Source organism: Clostridioides sp. LIBA-6822 (genome assembly GCF_056688955.1).
In genome coordinates, this window is record NZ_CP196995.1 from 2,364,595 (window position 1) to 2,384,606 (window position 20,012).

A 20,012-nucleotide genomic window follows, 5' to 3' on the forward strand; every position below is an offset into this window, starting at 1 on the left:
TACTATAATGATGACTTATATGGAGGATGTAAGGGAATCTCATCATTATAGTTTGGTGTATTTTATGGTTTAAAACTTCTTTTATTTATATTTATATAATACATTTTTAGTATGAATTTTTCATGATTTTAAAATGAACTATTATTGAAACTTATATTATTTATATAAACAAATCAACTTTTAAATTCAACTGTAAATACTACAGAGTTTTCTTTGTTTTTTATACTATAATCAAACCCATGACTTTTAAAAATTTGACTAACTATATAAAGTCCAAGCCCACTTCCTCCAGTTTTTCTTGAGCGAGATTTTTCTATTCTATAAAATGGATTAAATATCTCTTCCAAGTAACGTTTCTCTATAGTCACACCAGTATTTTCAATTTCTAAAACTACTCTTTGATTAGAAGTCTTTTTATTTATGCGTTTATTTTTATCATAAAGTCTAATTATAAGCTCTGAACCCTCAGGAGAATATTTTATGGCATTATTTATTATATTATTAATTGCCTTAGTTATTCTCTCTTGGTCTGCTTTAACTTCTAGGTTTTCTTCTATATTTAAAATAGTTTTCATATGTTTTTCTTCTATTAAAAATACTTGTCTTTTTACCAATCTATTTAAAAGCTCAGTTATATTTATTGATACCAATTTCAAATCTTTTTCAAGTATCTCTGATTTTGAAACTTCTATCATTTCATTTACTAAATCTTTTAATTCTTGCGTACATTCATATGATTTTTTCAGATAAGTATCCCTATCTTTATACTTTCCTACACTATAAATCATACCTTCAATTTGACCACTTATTATGGTTATTGGAGTTTTTAGTTCATGTGATATTGTGGCGACAAAATCCTTTCTTCTATATTCTTGTTCTCTCTCACTCTCTATTATATTTATAAGAGGTTTTGTTATTACAATTGAATATATATAGGCTCCAATAATTGCTATTAATATCGCTATTGATATGATGTATGGCATTAACTTTCTTATAACTTCGTTTGCTTCATCAATTGGCTGTAATGGCATAACGAGTTCTAAAGTATATGGCCCATCTTTTGCATCTTTAGTATATATAGGTATAGATGTTCTGTATTCATCCTCAATACTATTAATCATGTACTTACTATATCTTAAAATAACTACTTCATTTTTTCCATATACAATTTTTCCTTGACTATCTTTTAATAAAATAGCTAGATTTTGGTCTTTAGCCATATAATAAAGTCTTTCTTCTAAAGTATATGTATCAAAGTGAATTGAACTATCTACTAAAGATTTTAAACTCTCTTGAAGAGACTCAATTTTATACTCATGATAATATGATGGCAATAAAAAATATAAAATTAGATATATTATTAAAGCTAATGCTATTAATAATGATGTCGTTATAGAAAATAACTTATATTTTATGCTTAACTTTTCCCACTTATCAAATATCCTTCTCAAGTGTATATCCTATCCCTTTTACAGTTTTAATATATGGTAATGATATTTTTTTTCTTATATTTTTTATATGTGCATCAACAATTCTAGTATCTCCATAGTAGTCATAACCCCATATACTATCCAAAAGACCTTCTCTAGTTATAACCTGAGGATACTTCTCTATCAGAGCTTTCAATATATTAAATTCTTTTAGTGTAAGCTCTATAGGTTCTCCATCTATCTCAGCTATATATGTGTTTAAATCAAGCTTTAATTTTTCAAAAACTATAAATTTATCATTTATAGTTTTGTTACTTCTTCTTAATATAGCTTCTACTCTTTTTATAAGAAGATTAAATGAAAATGGCTTTGTTATATAGTCATCACATTCTAAATCAAACCCTTTAAGTTGGTCCCCTTCATCATTCAAAGCAGTCAAAAATATAATTGGAACGCTTGATGATTTTCTTATCATTTTACAAACCCCATAACCATCTAGATTTGGCATCATTATATCTAATATTACTAAATCATAACTTCCTTGTTTAAACTTTTGTATACCTTCCAATCCATCATTAGCTGTATCAACTTGATAACCTTCTGCACTTAAAAATTCTGATATTAATTCTTGTATATTTGAATCATCTTCAATTACAAGTATTGACGAGTTCATTCTATCAATCCTTTCTATTTTATTTAAAATTTCCTATATTACTTATATTTTATCTCATTGTTGTGAATTTTACATGAAAAAAGAGCTATCTTAATTTGTAAATTAATTCTTTTAATTTAAAGATAGCTCTTTTTTATACATTTTATTTAACTTATTAGTCTAGTTTCTTTTATATGCCTTGAAATTTTTAAGTCTAAGTGCATTTGAAACAACTGAAACTGAACTTAAACTCATAGCTGCTGCTGCAATCATTGGGTTTAATAGAGGTCCTCCAAATACATACAACAATCCAGCTGCTACAGGTATACCAATCGTATTATATCCAAATGCCCAAAATAGATTTTGTTTTATATTTTTTATAGTTTCATGACTAAGTTTAATTGCTGTTGGAACATCCATCAAGTCACTCTTCATAAGCACTATATCGGCAGACTCAATCGCTACATCTGTTCCACTACCTATTGCTATTCCTATATCTGCTTTCGCAAGGGCTGGAGCATCATTTATTCCATCCCCCACCATTGCAACAAACTTACCTTGATTTTGTAACTTTTCAACTTCTTTTGATTTATCTTCTGGCAAAACTTCTGCTAAAACCATATCTATACCTACTTGAGTTGCTATAGCATTTGCAGTTTTTACATTATCTCCAGTAACCATTGCAACTTTTATTCCCATATCATGAAGAATCTCTATTGCTTTTTTACTACTTTCTTTAACTACATCTGCCACTGCAATTATTCCTGCTAACTTTCCATCTACAGCTATATACATAGGTGTTTTACCTTGACTTGCCAATACATTAGATTTTTCTTCTAAAGCTTCAAGGACAATATTATTGTCATTCATAAGTTTTTTATTTCCAAGTAATATATTTTCGTTATTGATAATAACTTGTATACCAGCACCTGGTATAGCTTTAAAATCATCAACTTTTTCTAATTTTATATTTTCTTCTTCTCCATATTTAACTATCGCTTCCCCAAGTGGATGTTCTGAACCTTTTTCTGCACTCGAAGCAATCTTAATAAGATATTCTTCTTCCACATTATTTAATACAATATCTGTTACCTTTGGTTTTCCTTCTGTTATTGTTCCTGTTTTATCAAATATTACTGTATTTACTTTATGTGCAGATTCTAGTGCCTCTCCACCTTTTATCAATATACCATTTTCTGCACCTTTTCCAGTCCCAACCATTATAGCAGTTGGTGTTGCTAAACCTAATGCACAAGGACAAGCAATTACAAGTACTGATATAAATATAGTAAGTACAAAGACTATATCTTTTCCACCTACTAAAAACCACAATAATGACGCCACTACTGCTATTGCAATTACTATTGGTACAAAATATCCAGACACAGTATCTGCAAGTTTGGCAATAGGTGCCTTTGTACCTTGAGCATCTTCAACTAATTTTATTATCTGAGCAAGAGCTGTATCTCCACCAATTTTTTCAGCCTTAAACCTAATAACACCATTTTTATTTATGCTAGCTCCTGTAACTCTACTTCCAACGTTCTTCTCTACTGGTATACTTTCACCAGTAAGCATTGATTCATCAACTGATGTATACCCTTCTATTACAACTCCATCCACAGGTATTTTAGTTCCTGGTTTTACTAATATTATATCTCCTATTTCTACTTCTTCTATAGGAGTTTCTACTTCTTTACCATCAACTAATACTATTGCAGTTTTGGGCTGTAATCCCATAAGTTTTTTAATTGCTTCTGATGTTTTTCCTTTTGATTTTGATTCCAGATATTTACCAAGTAAAATAAGTGCTATTATTATTCCTGCACTTTCATAATACAACTGATGATGGTGCATACCTTGAATTTGACCATTTGCTATTTGTATTGTTGTGTATAAGCTATACAAAAATGCTGCTAGTGTCCCAATTGCAACTAAAGAGTCCATATTAGGACTTAATGAAAAAAGTGCTTTAAATCCATTTATATAAAATTTATATCCAGCTATCATTACTGGTATTACTAAAACTAGTTGAATTAATGCATAATTCAAAGTATTCATCATAGGATTTATAATTTCTGGCAAAGGCCATGGTCCTATAGGCTTTATTATCATAGGTCCCATTGCTATATAAAACAATGGTACTGCAAATACTATTGCTACTATAAATTTAACAAATAAAGACTTCATTTCTTTTTCTTTTCTTAATTTATCTTCATCTACATCAACCTTATCTCTTACCTCTTCTATTGGCTTATATCCAGCTTTTTCAATAGCTGCTTTTATTTGAGATAATTTTACCTTTGATGGATTGTAGTCTATATTAGCTTTATCTGTTGCTATATTTACACTAATACTCTCTACTCCATCCAATTTTTTTACTACTCTTTCTACAGCTTTTGCACAAGCTGCACATGTCATTCCATCAATTTTCATATCAATTTTTTTATTGCTTTCTTCCTTTATAATTCCATATCCAGCTTTTTCTACAACCTGTTTTATATCATCAAAGCTAACTTTAGAATTGTCATATTCTATTTTCAGTTTTTCAGTAGCTATATTTACGCTTTGGTCATATACTCCATCCATTTTCTTGGTTACTCTTTCTACTGCCTTTGCACAAGCTGCACATGTCATACCTGTAATTTTATAGCTTTCTACTACTTTATTTGAACTCATAATAATTCCTTCCTTTCTTTCAACATATTTTCAATCAATTTATAACTATTTACTTTGATATGTACTCTTGATAAATTGTTTATTTAGAAATCTATATTTTAATTATACCCCCTATAGGTATATTTAATCAATATTTTTTTTATAAATAAATTTATTAGTTATATTTATTTGTATTTACTAGAAAAGTATACTCATAATTAAATATATACATAAAAATAGAGTATATAAATTGTTTAATGTTTGTACAATTTATATACTCTATTTCTTATAATTTATATTCTATTTATAGTTTATTCCTTACATGCTTCGAAGAATTCTGCTTCTGTTTCTTTTATTTCAAGCTCATTGTCTATTATTCCAACAGCTTCTTTTTTAAATGCTCTACATTGACCTATACAACCAGTCTTTACATTTTCTTCTCCAACTAAAGTTTTTAACTTATTTACATCCACATTTGAACAGTTTGGACATACTCTTATCATATTTAAGTTCCTCCTAATTAATGTCTAATTAATAATTTTATACCCAAATATAAAATTTATAAAAATCTTTTTTGTTATAAATTATTTCCATATATTCCATTTTTATCATATTATCAACATTATATAGCCATCTTATAGTTTTTTAGTACTACATGTATGGTGGTATTTGCTGTTTTCTTATTATTTCTAATTCTTTAATTTCTAAAGATTTAATTACATTTACTTTGTAGTTTTCTTTAGATTTTATATATAAAACATCTTCTGTCTTTTTGCCTTCAATAAATTTATGAGACCATTCTAATAGTTCATCAAAATTACAAATCTCTTCTTTTAAGAAAGTATCACTTTCACTAGCGAAATACTTGATTATTATTTTGGTTACTTCCAACATATATCACCCTTTGCTTTTTATTAATATTTTCATTTATAAAGTTATTATTTGTCTAAAAACTTTTTTTAAACAGAATAAATTTTTACATACAAAACTAGCATTTTTGCTCAATTTAAGCTATATTAATACATTTTAATCTATTTCTCCTTGTACCTAATAGTATATTGTGATATAATTAGTAAGTTATTTTAATCGAAGGGAGCAACAAAAATGTCACAAAAACATAAAATTATAAATATCGCAGTTATAGCCCACGTTGATGCTGGAAAGTCAACATTGGTTGATGCTTTCCTTTCTCAAAGTGGTGTTTTTAGAAAGAACGAAGTAGTTAAAGACTGCGTTATGGACAGTAACGACCTTGAAAAAGAAAGAGGCATAACTATATATTCAAAAAACTGCGCAATAAACTATGAAGATTACAAAATAAACATAGTTGATACTCCAGGACATAGCGACTTTTCTTCTGAAGTTGAGCGTGTTATGAAAACTGTTGACACAGTTATTTTATTAGTTGATGCTAGTGAAGGCCCAATGCCTCAAACTAGATTCGTTTTACAAAAATCTTTAGAGTTCGGTTTAAAACCAATATTATTTATAAACAAGATTGATAAAAAAGACCAAAGAGCGGAAGAAGTAGTTAATGAAGTTTTCGATTTATTTGTAGACTTAAATGCAACAGATGAACAATGTGAATTCCCTATAATTTATGGTATAGCTAAACAAGGTATAGCTAAACTTGAAATGGATGATGATAGTGAAGACCTTTCTCCTCTATTTAAAACTATTGTAAATCATGTTGAGGCTTATCCTGATTACGACAATGAACCTCTACAATTCCAAATATCAGCTCTTGCATATGATGATTATGTAGGTAGACTTGGTATAGGTAGAATTTATAAAGGTACTCTTAAAAGTAATACACAAGTTGCTATATGTAGAGAAGATTCTGCTATATCTAAAGGAAAAGTATCAAAACTTTCTGTATATGAAGGTTTAAAACAAGTTGAAGTTGATGAAGCTACTAGTGGAGAAATAGTAGTTATATCTGGTATACCAGATATATCTATAGGAGAAACTCTATGTGATTTAGATAATCCACTACCTATGGAGATGATAAGAATAGAAGAACCTACTCTTTCAATGAACTTCTTGGTAAACGACTCTCCATTTGTTGGAAAAAGTGGAAAATTCGTTACAACTAGACATTTAAAAGATAGACTTGAAAAAGAACTTGAAGTAAATGTAGGGCTTAAAGTTGAACCTCTTGAAACTACTGATGGATATAAAGTTTCTGGACGTGGAGAACTTCACTTATCTATACTACTTGAAAATATGAGACGTGAAGGTTATGAAATTGGTGTTTCTAAACCTGAGGTTTTAATGCATAAAGAAGATGGAAAACTAATGGAACCAGTAGAAAGAGTTGTTGTAAACTGTCCTGAAGTTTATTCTGGTACTATTATAAACGAATTGAACTTAAGAAAAGGTATGATGGAATCTATGTCAATAGAAGGAGACTATGTAAAAATAGAATTCTTAGCACCTACTCGTGGTCTTTTAGGATATAGAAGTGAATTTATAAATGCAACTCGTGGAGAAGGTACTCTAGTTCGTTCATTCGAAAAATTTGAAGAATTCAAAGGAGAAATACCTTCAAGAGGAAATGGTGTTTTAATAGCACAAGGACCTGGTGTTACTATGGGTTATTCTCTTAATGCTTTAAGTGATAGAGCAGTAATGTTTGTAGACCCTGGTGTAGAAGTTTATGAAGGTATGATAATCGGTATGAATTCTAGAAAAGATGATATGGTAGTCAATCCTTGTAAAAATAAGAAAATGAGTAACGTTCGTGCTTCTGGTTCAGATGATGCTATAAAATTATCTCCTCCTAGAATATTTACTCTTGAAGAAGCTCTAGAATTTATAGAAGATGATGAATTAGTTGAAATTACACCTGATTCTATAAGACTTAGAAAAAGATTCTTAAATGAACATGATAGATTAAGATATAATAAATCTAGACAAGGTAAATAAAACATATATTTATCTCTAGTTACTAAAATAGCCATATATACTAAAAGATATCTTTAAGTATATATGGCTATTTTTATTTTAAATTTATATTATTCAATATTTATATAATTAGCTGCTTGAACAGCCGCGATTGCTCCATCTGATGCTGCTGTTATTATCTGGCGTAAAAATTTAGTTCTACTATCTCCTGCTACATATACACCTTCTACCGATGTTGTACAAGATTCGTCTGAAATTATATACCCACCTTCATCCAAGTCAAGAACATTTTCAAACATTTTATTATTAGGTTTAAGACCTATAGCAATGAAAATACCACTCACATCTATGATTCTTTTCTCTTCAGTTTTTAAATTCTTTACTTCTATTTTTGATACAGTCTTTTCTCCTTCTATTTTTTCTACACCATGACTATAAAGTATCTCAATATTCTTTCTTGCCTTCACGGATTTCTCCAGTACTTCTTCACCTCTAAAGCTATCTCTTCTGTGAATTAAATACACTTTTGTACAATTATTGGCTAAAAATAAAGCATCTTCTAAAGCAGTATTTCCTCCACCTACTATAGCTACTTCTTTATCTTTAAAAAATGCCCCATCACATGTGGCACAATAAGATACCCCTCTACCTGTAAATTTTTCTTCTCCAACACAGCCTAGTTTACGTCTTTCAACTCCATTTGCAAGAATAACAGCCTTTGCTTTATGCTCACCTGAAGATGTCTTTACAACCTTTATCTTTCCTTCTAAGTTTATCTCTTCAACTTCATCAAACTGAATGTCAACACCTTGAGCAACAGCTTGATTGTATATATTATTAGAAAATTCTACCCCAGAAATTTTTTGAACTGCTGGATAATTTTCTACCTCAGAGGTACTTGCAACTTGACCTCCATAAATACTTTTTTCAAATACTGTAACACTTAATCCTGCTCTCATAGCATAAATTGCTGAAGTTAAACCTGCTGGACCAGCACCAATTACAATGATATCTACCATAACGTTTTACCTCTCTTTATATTATTATTTCTTATATATTATTCTCATTATCTTTATACTTTACTATTATTATCCATATATACTATAAATAAAACATTATTTTTTATTGGTTGATAAAAAGCATTCGTTTAAAAGTTAATAATTCTTTATTTAAATATAATGATTATTTTTTATTAGTTAACTTTATTTTGCAAATATATAAAAAAACTGCAAATAAAATTGACTTTTATTTACAGTTCTTACTCATTTATATAATTTAAAACCTTATTGGTTATCATTTACAGTGTCTTCTAATATATTGTTCTCTGATATATATGATAGAATTGAAAGTCCATACATAACCAAAACTAATGCTGTTGTTATAAGTACTATTCCCATATTTAATACCTCCTTTTGTTTACAGTATACTATTATTATGTGAAATACTTGTGAATTTAATTTGAATATAGCTGTAATTTTACATTAACAATTTCTTCAAATTAAATATTATTAATTATATACTTTTATTAAGTCAATTACGATTAATAGTTTAAATATTAACATTATTTGCTTATATTTATATCATATACCATATAATTACATTTTTCAAATTAAAGTTTTGTAAACTTTTTTTGTAATATAGTGTAATATAAAACTGTAATATTACAGAGATGTAACTGTTCTCTCTTAATTAATTATATTAAAAACAGCTTCACTACTATGAAAATCCAGATTCCCAAGAATTTAAAAAAAGTTAAAAAAATATTTTTATTTGACTCAATTTGATTACAATTTTTTTACAATTTAAAAAACATTTTTTCCAAATTTTTATATTAATGCTTGACTTTGTCTGTTTTATAATCTAGAATAATTAATAATATTAAGAATATTGAAAGGCTTTGATTAGGAAGAGTAAATCTGAATCGGTTACCAGAGAAGGAAACTATTAGCTGAAATGTTTCCCTAATTAGAAAGATTGAAAACTACCTATGAGCTTCTATCTGAAGTTATCTCAATGATTTTAGTAGGAATAGACGTTTTTATTACTTACGTTAAAGTATCAAGTGGATTTTTTTAAATCAATTTGGGTGGAACCGCGGGAAACAGATTCTCGTCCCTTTTTAGGGATGAGGGTCTTTTTTTATTACCTAAAACCAATTTTTAAAATATTCTGTACTTAACTTAATTAGCTAATTAAAAATTTAAAATATATGGAGGGTTATAGAAATGTATTATTCAAGTACAAGAGGCACCAAAGAAAAAGTAACTGCATCGCAAGCAATAATAAAGGGAATCTCAAATGATGGTGGTCTTTATGTCCCAAGTGAATTTCCAAATGTTGAAAATGAACTTATAGATTTAGTGAATTTAACGTATTCTCAGATAGCATTTTTTGTGCTTAGTAAATTTTTATGTAATTTTACTGAAGATGAGATTAAGGGCTGTATAGAAAATGCATATGATGAAAAGTTTGATTGCACTAGTATAGCTCCATTAAATAAAGTAAATGATACTTATTTCTTGGAATTATATCATGGACCAACTTTAGCATTTAAAGATATGGCACTTACTATAATGCCTCATCTTCTTAAAACATCTATTAAGAAAGATAATTTAGATAAAGATGTTGTAATTCTTACAGCTACATCTGGAGATACAGGAAAAGCTGCACTTGAGGGATTTAAGGATATTGATAAGATAAAGATAATTGTATTCTTCCCAGAAGATGGTGTAAGTGCAGTACAAAAGCTTCAAATGAAGACTCAGACTGGAAAAAATACATATGTAGTTGGTATAAAAGGAAATTTTGACGATGCACAATCTGGTGTAAAGGAAATTTTCTCTGACAAAGAATTTAATCAAAATTTATTAGATAATAACTATATATTATCTTCTGCTAATTCAATTAATATAGGAAGACTTCTTCCACAAGTTGCATATTATTTTTATTCATATATGAAATTAGTTGATAATGGAGAGATAAAGTTAAATGATAAAATAAATTTTGTTGTCCCAACTGGTAATTTTGGTAATATTTTAGCTGGATATTATGCTAAACAAATGGGTCTTCCAATAAACAAATTAATATGTGCATCAAATGATAATAATGTTCTTTATGATTTCTTTAAAACTGGTGTTTATGATAAAAATAGAACATTAAAATTAACTTCTTCTCCTTCTATGGATATATTAATATCTAGTAATTTAGAAAGATTGTTGTTTGAGATATCAAATAGAAATACTGACATTGTAAATAAACTACTATCAGACCTTAACAATAATGGAATCTACAAAATAAACGAAGATATGGAAAAAAATCTATCTTCATTTTATGGGGAATATTCAAACGAAGAAGAAGTTAAAGAAACAATAAATAGCGTATTTAAAAATTATAATTATTTAATAGATACTCATACTGCTGTTGCATACAATTGTTATGAAAAGTACAAAAAAGAAACTTCTGATAACACAAAAACTGTTATTGTAAGTACTGCAAGTCCATTTAAGTTTTCTGAAGATGTTCTAAAATCTATAGATTGTGATTTTGAAAAGCTTGATGACTTTGCTATAATTGATAGATTATCAAGTATTTCTAAAATAGATATACCAAAACCTATTAAAAATCTTAAAGATGCAGAAATACTACATAAAGATATTTGTGAAAAAGATGAATTAAAACTAGCTATAAAAAAATTCTTGAAAGTATAGGTGATTATTATGTTAGAGATTATAGTTCCTGCAACAAGTGCTAATATAGGTCCAGGATTTGATTGTCTTGGAATTGCATTAAATATATATAATAAATTTTATATTGAAGAAATCGAAAGTGGTCTTGAAATAGAGGGCTGTGAAGATGCCTATAAAAACGAAAATAACTTAGTTTATACATCTATGAAGTACTTTTTTGATAGAGTTAAGCCAGACAAAATACCTACTGGTATCAAAATAAAAATTCAAAGCGAGGTACCTATTTGTAGAGGTCTTGGTAGTAGTGCATCTTGCATAGTAGCTGGTGTGATAGCAGCAAATGCTCTATCAAATGCTAATTTAGACAAATGTCAATTGCTAAATATAGCATCAGAAATAGAAGGTCATCCAGATAATGTTGCTCCTGCAATTTTAGGAAATATGATTGTCTCTGTGACTGATAACGAGAATATACACTATGATATTATAGAAATTCCTAATGAGCTTAAATTTTGTGCAATGATACCTAATTTTAAGTTATCAACTGAAAAAGCTAGGGGTGTTTTACCAAAAGAAATACCATATTCTGATGGTGTATTCAATGTTAGCAGAGTTGCTTTACTTGTATCGGCTCTACTAAACAAAAACTTTGACCTTCTTAAAGTAGCTTGTCAAGATAAATTACATCAAGATTATAGAGGAACTCTGATTGAAAACTACAGTGATATTGTTGAAAAATCTGAGCAATTAAATAGTATTGGAGTCTTTTTAAGTGGAGCTGGCCCTACTATAATGTCTTTAATAAAAGAAAATGATGATAGTTTTGTAGATAATATGAAAGCTTACCTATCAAAATTAAAATCTGATTGGGAAATAAAAGAGTTATGTTGTGATTCTAATGGAGCCGTTTTAAATATTATATAATTATCATCTCATCTATAAAATATAACTACTCTTTTATTATAATTTGTAGTATAATAATTAGGACTAGGTAATAATATTAAGTATTATAATCTAGTTCTTTAAACATGTTTACATTGAGGAGGGATTATCATAAAAGAGTTAATAATTAGAGATTTAGTTGCAAAAGTTCCGATAATTCAAGGTGGAATGGGCGTTGGTATATCTAGATCATCATTAGCTGGTGCAGTTGCTAAGCTTGGTGGTGTTGGTGTAATTTCTGGGGTTCAAATTGGATACGATGAGGAAGATTTTGAAACTAACACTATAAATGCAAATTTAAGAGCTATAAAAAAACATATTTCTAGAGCTAAAGAAATCTCAAATGGTGGTATTATTGGTATTAATTTTATGGTGGCTATGAAAGAATACGAAACATACGTAAAAGAAGCTGTTAAAGCTGGTGTAGACCTTATAATATCCGGAGCTGGATTACCTAATAAGCTACCATCATTAGTAAAAGGAAGTAATGTAAAAATAGCTCCTATAGTTTCAACTGCAAAAGCTGCTAGTGTAATTTTAAAAATGTGGGATAGGAAAGAAAAAACTACTGCTGACTTAATAGTTGTTGAAGGTCCAAAAGCTGGTGGTCACCTTGGATACTCTAATGAGGAACTTGATAACATAGATTCTATAGACTATGATAAGGAATTTGTTGAAATTTTAAAAGTTGCAAATACTTATGGAGAAAAATTTGGTAGAAATATTCCGGTTGTTGCTGCTGGTGGTATAACATCTAGCAGTGATGTTAAAAAATATATAGACATGGGAGCCAGTGGTGTGCAAGTTGGTACAAGATTTGTTGCTACTTATGAATGTGATGCACATGAGAACTTTAAAATGGCATACATAAATGCTAGTGAAGACGATGTTCATATAGTTAAAAGCCCTGTAGGCCTTCCTGGACGTGCTATAAGAAATAAATTTATAGAAGAAGTTAAAATAACTCGTCCAGAAATAACAAAATGTTACAATTGCTTGATTCCTTGTAACCCAAAAGAAACTCCTTACTGTATTTCCCAAGCTTTAATCAATGCAGTTAAAGGAGATGTGGAAAATTCACTTTTATTTTGTGGAAATGATGCATATAAGATTGACAAGTTAAGCACTGTTGAAGATGTTATCAATGAATTAATTTCTGAGTTGTAATTTAAAAAATTATAATTTAAAATTTTATCAAGCTAAGGAGTTTAAATATGTTATTGATTAATCTTTATTAACATATTTACTTCCTTAGCTTTTTTATATACTTTTATATGTCAATCTATTTTTACTATTCTTCTATTCAACTCAATGTAATAGTAGTCTTATATTTAATCTTCTTTTACAAGCACATTAGTTATTTCAGCTATATACAAAGTGTGATAATCCTTTTGTGGATACCATCTTCCATCTATGCCTTCAGCAATAAAACATTGAGGCTCGATTTTCTGACTATACATTTTTTTACATATAATAGCCATCTTTGCTTCTTTAAAATAAGGTGTATTATTTAAGTATTCTATATTAAATCCAATCTGTGATATCTTATCCTCTTCTCTACCAGATACTTTTCCACAATATGAAAGCTCTTTACGGAAATCTTCCTCAAAAAAAGTAAGAGAAAATTTATCTGTATTATCTATAAATTCCTTAGTATAACGCTGTGGTCTTATTACTACAAAGGCAACATCTTTTCCCCACATAACTCCAAGACCACCCCAACTAGCAGTCATAGTATTTACTTTACCTTCTTTTTCTGCTGTTATAAGTGTCCAATCTTTGCCTATCAATCCAAATGGGTTGTTTTTAATCTCTTCTGCCACAATTTCTTTAAATTCACTCATATCTCAATACCCTCTCATTCTCTTATATTTATGGTACTCTTATTTTCCTTACAAACTATAAGTAAAATACCCTTTTTAAATATATTATTGTAAATAAGTAAATATATGAATACACACTTATTTTTTTAATATATTTAATATTTTCACTCAGAATATATATATTCTTTATTTAAATTAAATATAACCTCTATATTTTGCATGTAAATTTTGGTAAAAATATTATTTAATCAAATCAAAACTTGATTTATATACCTGGAAAAGGTATTATATTAAAGAGTGCTTAAAATACGAATTTCGTACATAGGTATCTATAAAATAATAAATAAGGAGAGTGATGGGCAATGGATACTAGTCCGTTGCGGAGAGAATTTTTCACAATCTCATCACTTAATAATATCTAAAATTAAAACTAATACATATATTCAGTTATATAAATTAGCTAATTAATAGATACTATTAAATGATGAGATTTATATAAAACTGAATAAAGGATGTGTTGCCATGATAAGATATTACAAAACTATAGATTCAAAACTAGAGAAACTTAGTTTTTTTGAAGATGGCTGTTGGATAAATCTTGTTGAACCTAATCATAGTGAAATCAACGAAATTTCTAATTTATTAAATATAGATGTAGAAAATATAGAATCTGCACTAGATGAAGAAGAACGCTCAAGAATAGATGTTGAAGACAATCATACTCTTATACTTATAGATATACCAGTAGACGAAAGTGACTCTAATTCTTCTCATTATACTACAATACCCCTAGGTATTATAATAACTAAAGAAGCTATTATAACAGTTTGTAATGCACAAACTAAGATTTTAAACGACTTTATAGTTGGTCATATTAAAGATTTCTTTACATTTAAAAAAACTCGCTTTTTACTTCAGATTCTTCACAAAAATGCAGCTTATTACTTGCATTACTTAAGAAAAATAAATAAAATGACAATCATAATAGAGCGAGAAATTTACAAATCAATGAAAAACAGAGAATTGGTTCAGTTATTGGAATTAGAAAAGTCTTTGGTATACTTCTCTACTTCACTAAAATCTAATGAACTGGTTTTAAACAAGATGGTTAGAACTGCTGGTATAAAGAAATACCCAGACGATGAAGACCTATTAGAAGATGTTATAGTCGAAAATAGACAGGCTCTTGATATGGCTAAAATATATGGAGATATATTGAGTAGAATTATGGATGCTTTCAGCGCAATTATAAGTAATAATCAAAATAATGTTATGCAAATTTTAACAGTAGTTACACTAATTTTCTCAATACCTACAATAATATCAGGATTTTTTGGTATGAATGTTATAAATATGCCATTTTCTAATAATCCAAATGGATTTTGGATTATTCTTCTTATTACCTCTATAATATGTATAGTGATTACATTTTTCATGTCAAGAAATAAGCTATTATAAAATATTAATAAAAAAAGCCCTTAGAATAAATTGACTTCATTTATTCTAAGGGCTTTTATACATTTAAATCTATATACTCTTATAAAGTTTTTTAATTATCATGTTCTTCATCTATAATCATTTCAGTTTCAAGACCTTCTAACATTGAATCTAGACTCTCTTTTATATTTAATATATAAATAGGCACATACTCTTCTTCGTCAATTACTTCTTCTTGTAGCTTAAATGGAGGAATTAATACTTCATCAAAATTTATATTTAAATTAGGAAAATCTTCTACTATCTCTTCACAATTATCATATTCTTCATTAGCTAAAGAAGTATACATATCTAAACTTTTTTTGTAATAAAGACCTGCAAGCATATACTCACACTTCTTACTTCCATATTTAATACCTTCTTTATAATATTTCTCGGCTTCTACATCATCATTTAATTTCAAATAAATTTGTCCTAAATTATATATTGATTCAACACAGCCTTGTGCTCTAGACTTTTCATACCAAAACTTAGAATTTACATAATCTTTATAAAACATATCATAAATTAATCCTACCATATGTTGAGCATACACATTATTTTCATTAGCGGGTGTATCAAACATCATTTTGGCTTCTTCCAATTTTCCTTCTCTGAAATAAATTCTACCTAAGTGTATACGAGCATTCATATGGTTTTTGCTACTTGCCATCTCAAAATATTTTCTAGCATTTTTTGTGTTACCTAGATTTTCATATATGCATCCCAATCTATAGCTAGACCTAGTATCTCCATTTTCAGATGCTTTTTTGTACCAAATTATAGCTTCTTCGATATTGTTTAAATCTTCATAGATGTTTCCTAATTTGATTTGACAAGATGCATTATTTGGAATCCTTGAATAATACAAAATCGCTTTTTCTATGTCTTGATTTTGATAATATAAATCTCCAAGATTTTCAAGGGAACTTTTGCATCCAACGGCTATAGCATCTTCATAATATTTAATAGCATTTTCATAATCTTTTTCTTCAAAATATATACCTGCTAGATTATTTTTTGCCTCTGTTATGTCATCTTCTGCGGCCATTTTATAATAAGTTTTTGCTTTTTCTATATCATTCTCCCTATTATATAGGTTAGCAAGTCTATATTTAGAAAGTGTATGATTTTTTTCTATTGCCTTCTCATAATAATAAATTGCATCTCCTAATTCTTCTTTTCTATCATATACATATGCAAGTCTGTATTCAGATTTTACATCTTCTCTATCTGCACTCTTTTTATAATACCTCTCTGCTTCTTCTAGATTATCATTTATTTCCATAATCATACCTAAATTAAAACAACCTTTTATATGACCTGATTTGTATAATTGCTTATATAAACTTACTGTTGATTTATTATCTTTCTTTTTCCCATTTAATATTGCTAAATTATATTTTGCATCATCATCTAAGAGTACAGAACCTTTTTTATAATATTCATATGCATCATCATCTTTTTCTAAAAAAGTATATAATACTCCTAAATTAAAACAAGCTTTACCTAGGTTATTGTCTGCTGCTTCTTTTAACCATTTTTCACATCTTATAAAATCTTTCATTTTAAAATGGCATACACCCAAATTATTTTGTGCTTGTAAATACCCTAGAGTTGCTATCTTTTCATACCAATATATAGCATACTCGTAACCATCTAATCTATAATACATATTACCTAAATCAAAAGCAGCATCATCACTTCCACTTTTATATGCCATTGAGTACCATTTTTCTGCTTCTTTAAATTGTTTCTTACTTTCATATATATTCCCCAAAGTGTATTGAGACTTTACATAATTATCCAATGCTGCACTCTTATATAATTCTATTGCACTTTCTGTCTTACCCATCTTTTCAAGAAGAGCCCCTTTAGTGTGTACAACTTTCGGGTCACTGGATATATTTTTTATTTTTTTTATAGAAAATTTTGTATTTTTCATTATTAGCTACCTACCCATTTTATAAAATATATTCTCTCAAACATTATTATACATTATAATCCATAATTAATGCTATAATATTGAATTTTTACCTTTTGTCACTATATTGTAACATTAGATTTTAAATTTTATAATCATTAGATTTTATTATATAATTGGTATATAATGTATATATAGGGAGGGGACATTTTATGAATTTCAGCAACATTTTTATTCAAGTAGCAGTTTTATTTATAATTATTTTAGTCGGATATTTTGTCAGAAAATTCAACTTATTAGATGACCACTGTACATCTAAACTTTCAAATTTAACAATGACGGTTTTTTTGCCATCAATGATAATTAGCTCCATGCAAATTAACTTTGATAATAAAATGATACAAAAAATACTATTGTTATTATTTACATCTCTGATTATGTATATAGTCTCAATTATAATTGCATTTTTATTAAAATACATTTTGAAATGTGACAATGAAAAAGATTTGGGGATATATCAGTATATAGTTGTTTTTTCAAATGTTGCTTTTATGGGCTATCCTGTAATTGAAGCTGTTCTAGGTCATGAAGCGATATTCTATACTGCGATATTCAATTTACCATTTAACTTGTTTTCTTTTACTTTAGGAATTTACCTTCTATCTAAAGGTAGTACAAACAAAGGTTTTTCAATGAAATCACTTATAAGCCCTGCTACAGTAGCTGTGGTTATTGGACTTTTTTTATTCGTTACAGGACTTAGATTACCTCAATTTATAAATGACCCACTTAAGATGTTAGGAAATATCACTACACCAATATCCATGATTATCATTGGAAGTTTACTTGCTAACTCTTCAGCTCTAGATTGTTTTGTCAATAAAAAATTATATCTAGTCACTTTTATAAGATTATTGGTACTTCCTGTAATTGTATATTTTATTCTAAAGGGATGGGTAAATGATAATATGATTTTAGCTATACCAGTAGTAATTTCTTCCATGCCTGCTGCTGCAAATACTGCTATAATGGCTAATCAATATGATTCTAATATAACACTTGCTTCACAATGTGTGTTTTTTACAACACTATTTTCAGTTATATCTATACCTTTTATAAGTATTTTATTGTTGTCTTGATTTATTCTTTTATGTATTATATAATAACATATTCAATAAATTACAAATATAAACATTTTATTGTAGTATATTGATGGAATTTTTTCCTAGATATTTGTCAATAATATCTATATGTATTATAGAATAGGAGGCTTAAATATGGATATAGATTTACTCTTTAAAATAGTATTTGCTATAGTTGCTATAGGTGTTTCTGTAAAAATTATCAAGACTGTTGCCAGTCTAGCTTTCAAAATAGCTTTGATATTGCTAATAATTTTATTTGTATATAGAATGTTTTTGTAAGCATTTAAAAATAAGTTTTTTAATACAATAGAGAAGTAGAATAAATTATCTTTAATGAAAACCCTCTATTAAAGACAATTTATTCTACTTCTCTATTACTACTTACTTCTTTAAATTAAATTTTTATTATATCTTCCCATAATATAGATATCTTCAAACTTTCCATCTCTAATTACAGCATATCTTTTAATACCCTCTACTTCAAAGCCTAATTTTTTATATAAATTTAATCCTTTTTCATTGTCCACAATTACTTCTAATCCTACTCTAGCTAACATAATCCAATTATCTGCTATATCTAAAAGCTGTTCTATAAGTTTTTTTCCTACTCCTCTTCTATGATAGTTCTCATTGACAGTTATACCTAATTCTGCACTATGTCTTAATCTTGGAGAAGAATTTACATGTAAACCAGCAAAACCTATTACAGTTTTTTCTCCATTATTATCAATTTCAGCTACAAACATGTAATCATTTTCTCCTAAAGAATCCAGCATAGCTGTCGTTTTATCCACTCTGTCACTCATTAAAGCCAAAGTATTTCTCATAACACCATATGCTCTTCTCATTTCATTAACAGCTTGTGCATCTTCTCTTCTTATAGGTCTTATTGTTATATCTATAGCATTACTCATATTAGATTCCCCCTTTTAAACTTTCTTATTTAAAACTTTCTAAGTCTTATTTTATACCTTTTAAATCTATGTATGCTTCTATTTGAGGCACATATATCATATTCTCTTTTATATGTGTATTTCCAAATTCTTTTAGCTCTGTGCCGTCTTCATCCTTAGTTATTTTATATCTAATTGACTCTTCCCCTTCAGTTACTTCAGCATGAAAAAACATACCTTCATATTGCTTGAATCTAAAATTAAAATTGTCTTTAGTAAGTTTTATTACCATGTTTTTATCTACTCCTTATATAATTAATATTTTTTATTATTATTAGTTGTATACATATTGTTTATTCATATTAATATATTATAACTTATCATTTATTTAGTATAAAGTTATAAATACATATATCTATACTTATTTTACAATCTATCTCCAAGTGATATATAATAGTTTTATATAAACTAGATTC

Annotated in this window: 17 protein-coding genes and 1 other annotated feature; of the genes, 7 read left to right on the forward strand and 10 right to left on the reverse strand. The window is 27.8% G+C overall.

All coding sequences use genetic code 11. The features are described from left to right. Positions 1-173: 173 nt before the first annotated feature. The 5 genes from ACTG48_RS11415 to ACTG48_RS11435 form a co-directional block, all read right to left on the reverse strand. Positions 174-1,451 (reverse strand): sensor histidine kinase, encoded by a 1,278-nt coding sequence (locus tag ACTG48_RS11415; RefSeq protein ID WP_021385000.1) that lies wholly within the window; start codon positions 1,449-1,451, stop codon positions 174-176. Further along, the gene (locus ACTG48_RS11420; RefSeq protein WP_003424455.1) at positions 1,435-2,103 is read right to left on the reverse strand and encodes a response regulator transcription factor; all 669 of its coding nucleotides are present in this window, start codon (positions 2,101-2,103) and stop codon (positions 1,435-1,437) included. The genes ACTG48_RS11415 and ACTG48_RS11420 overlap by 17 nt, the downstream gene beginning before the upstream one ends. A gap of 159 nt (positions 2,104-2,262) precedes the next feature. Next, on the reverse strand, positions 2,263-4,761 hold the full coding sequence (locus ACTG48_RS11425; protein ID WP_479916906.1) for a heavy metal translocating P-type ATPase: 2,499 nt from the start codon (positions 4,759-4,761) through the stop codon (positions 2,263-2,265). 290 nt (positions 4,762-5,051) lie between these two features. Next, entirely contained in the window at positions 5,052-5,243 is a 192-nt protein-coding gene (locus ACTG48_RS11430; protein ID WP_003424459.1) for a hypothetical protein, read from the reverse strand. A 148-nt stretch (positions 5,244-5,391) separates the two neighbouring features. After that, the gene (locus ACTG48_RS11435) at positions 5,392-5,634 is read right to left on the reverse strand and encodes a hypothetical protein (protein ID WP_021384973.1); all 243 of its coding nucleotides are present in this window, start codon (positions 5,632-5,634) and stop codon (positions 5,392-5,394) included. Between the two features lie 210 nt (positions 5,635-5,844). On the opposite strand from ACTG48_RS11435, the gene typA reads away from it, so the two are divergent. Next, positions 5,845-7,668, forward strand: a complete 1,824-nt coding sequence (typA, locus tag ACTG48_RS11440) for a translational GTPase TypA (RefSeq protein WP_021384963.1) — start codon at positions 5,845-5,847, stop codon at positions 7,666-7,668. A gap of 89 nt (positions 7,669-7,757) precedes the next feature. Here typA and trxB read toward each other — a convergent pair whose 3' ends face one another. Beyond that, positions 7,758-8,666 carry a thioredoxin-disulfide reductase gene (gene trxB / locus ACTG48_RS11445; RefSeq protein WP_021384962.1) on the reverse strand — a complete coding sequence of 303 codons (909 nt, stop codon included), beginning with the start codon at positions 8,664-8,666 and terminating at the stop codon, positions 7,758-7,760. Between the two features lie 869 nt (positions 8,667-9,535). Then, positions 9,536-9,767: a binding site (T-box leader), on the forward strand. A 105-nt stretch (positions 9,768-9,872) separates the two neighbouring features. Between trxB and thrC the strand changes: the two genes are divergently transcribed. The 3 genes from thrC to ACTG48_RS11460 all read left to right on the forward strand — a co-directional run bounded on the left by thrC (position 9,873) and on the right by ACTG48_RS11460 (position 13,442). Continuing rightward, a complete protein-coding gene (gene thrC / locus ACTG48_RS11450) occupies positions 9,873-11,354 on the forward strand; it encodes a threonine synthase (protein WP_479916907.1) in 1,482 nt (493 codons plus the stop codon). 9 nt (positions 11,355-11,363) lie between these two features. After that, positions 11,364-12,257, forward strand: coding sequence for a homoserine kinase (gene thrB / locus ACTG48_RS11455; RefSeq protein ID WP_021384974.1), 894 nt, complete (start codon positions 11,364-11,366; stop codon positions 12,255-12,257). Positions 12,258-12,383: 126 nt separating this feature from the next. Next, a complete protein-coding gene (locus ACTG48_RS11460) occupies positions 12,384-13,442 on the forward strand; it encodes an NAD(P)H-dependent flavin oxidoreductase (protein WP_079747000.1) in 1,059 nt (352 codons plus the stop codon). A 164-nt stretch (positions 13,443-13,606) separates the two neighbouring features. Here the strand turns inward: ACTG48_RS11460 and ACTG48_RS11465 are convergent, their stop codons facing one another. After that, the gene (locus tag ACTG48_RS11465; RefSeq protein ID WP_021384966.1) at positions 13,607-14,119 is read right to left on the reverse strand and encodes a flavin reductase family protein; all 513 of its coding nucleotides are present in this window, start codon (positions 14,117-14,119) and stop codon (positions 13,607-13,609) included. 501 nt (positions 14,120-14,620) lie between these two features. On the opposite strand from ACTG48_RS11465, the gene ACTG48_RS11470 reads away from it, so the two are divergent. Beyond that, on the forward strand, positions 14,621-15,556 hold the full coding sequence (locus ACTG48_RS11470; RefSeq protein ID WP_021384983.1) for a magnesium transporter CorA family protein: 936 nt from the start codon (positions 14,621-14,623) through the stop codon (positions 15,554-15,556). 91 nt (positions 15,557-15,647) lie between these two features. Here ACTG48_RS11470 and ACTG48_RS11475 read toward each other — a convergent pair whose 3' ends face one another. Then, positions 15,648-17,519, reverse strand: a complete 1,872-nt coding sequence (locus tag ACTG48_RS11475) for a tetratricopeptide repeat protein (RefSeq protein WP_021384960.1) — start codon at positions 17,517-17,519, stop codon at positions 15,648-15,650. 191 nt (positions 17,520-17,710) lie between these two features. Here ACTG48_RS11475 and ACTG48_RS11480 point away from each other — a divergent pair, with 191 nt between their 5' ends. Further along, positions 17,711-18,637: an AEC family transporter gene (locus ACTG48_RS11480; protein ID WP_021384968.1), complete on the forward strand. Its 927-nt coding sequence runs from the start codon at positions 17,711-17,713 to the stop codon at positions 18,635-18,637. A 138-nt stretch (positions 18,638-18,775) separates the two neighbouring features. Further along, on the forward strand, positions 18,776-18,922 hold the full coding sequence (locus tag ACTG48_RS11485; RefSeq protein ID WP_021384980.1) for a hypothetical protein: 147 nt from the start codon (positions 18,776-18,778) through the stop codon (positions 18,920-18,922). Between the two features lie 110 nt (positions 18,923-19,032). Here ACTG48_RS11485 and ACTG48_RS11490 read toward each other — a convergent pair whose 3' ends face one another. Both ACTG48_RS11490 and ACTG48_RS11495 read right to left on the reverse strand, forming a co-directional pair. Next, positions 19,033-19,557: a GNAT family N-acetyltransferase gene (locus tag ACTG48_RS11490; RefSeq protein WP_479916908.1), complete on the reverse strand. Its 525-nt coding sequence runs from the start codon at positions 19,555-19,557 to the stop codon at positions 19,033-19,035. A 46-nt stretch (positions 19,558-19,603) separates the two neighbouring features. After that, entirely contained in the window at positions 19,604-19,828 is a 225-nt protein-coding gene (locus tag ACTG48_RS11495) for a hypothetical protein (protein ID WP_021384965.1), read from the reverse strand. Between the last annotated feature and the right edge of the window lie 184 nt (positions 19,829-20,012).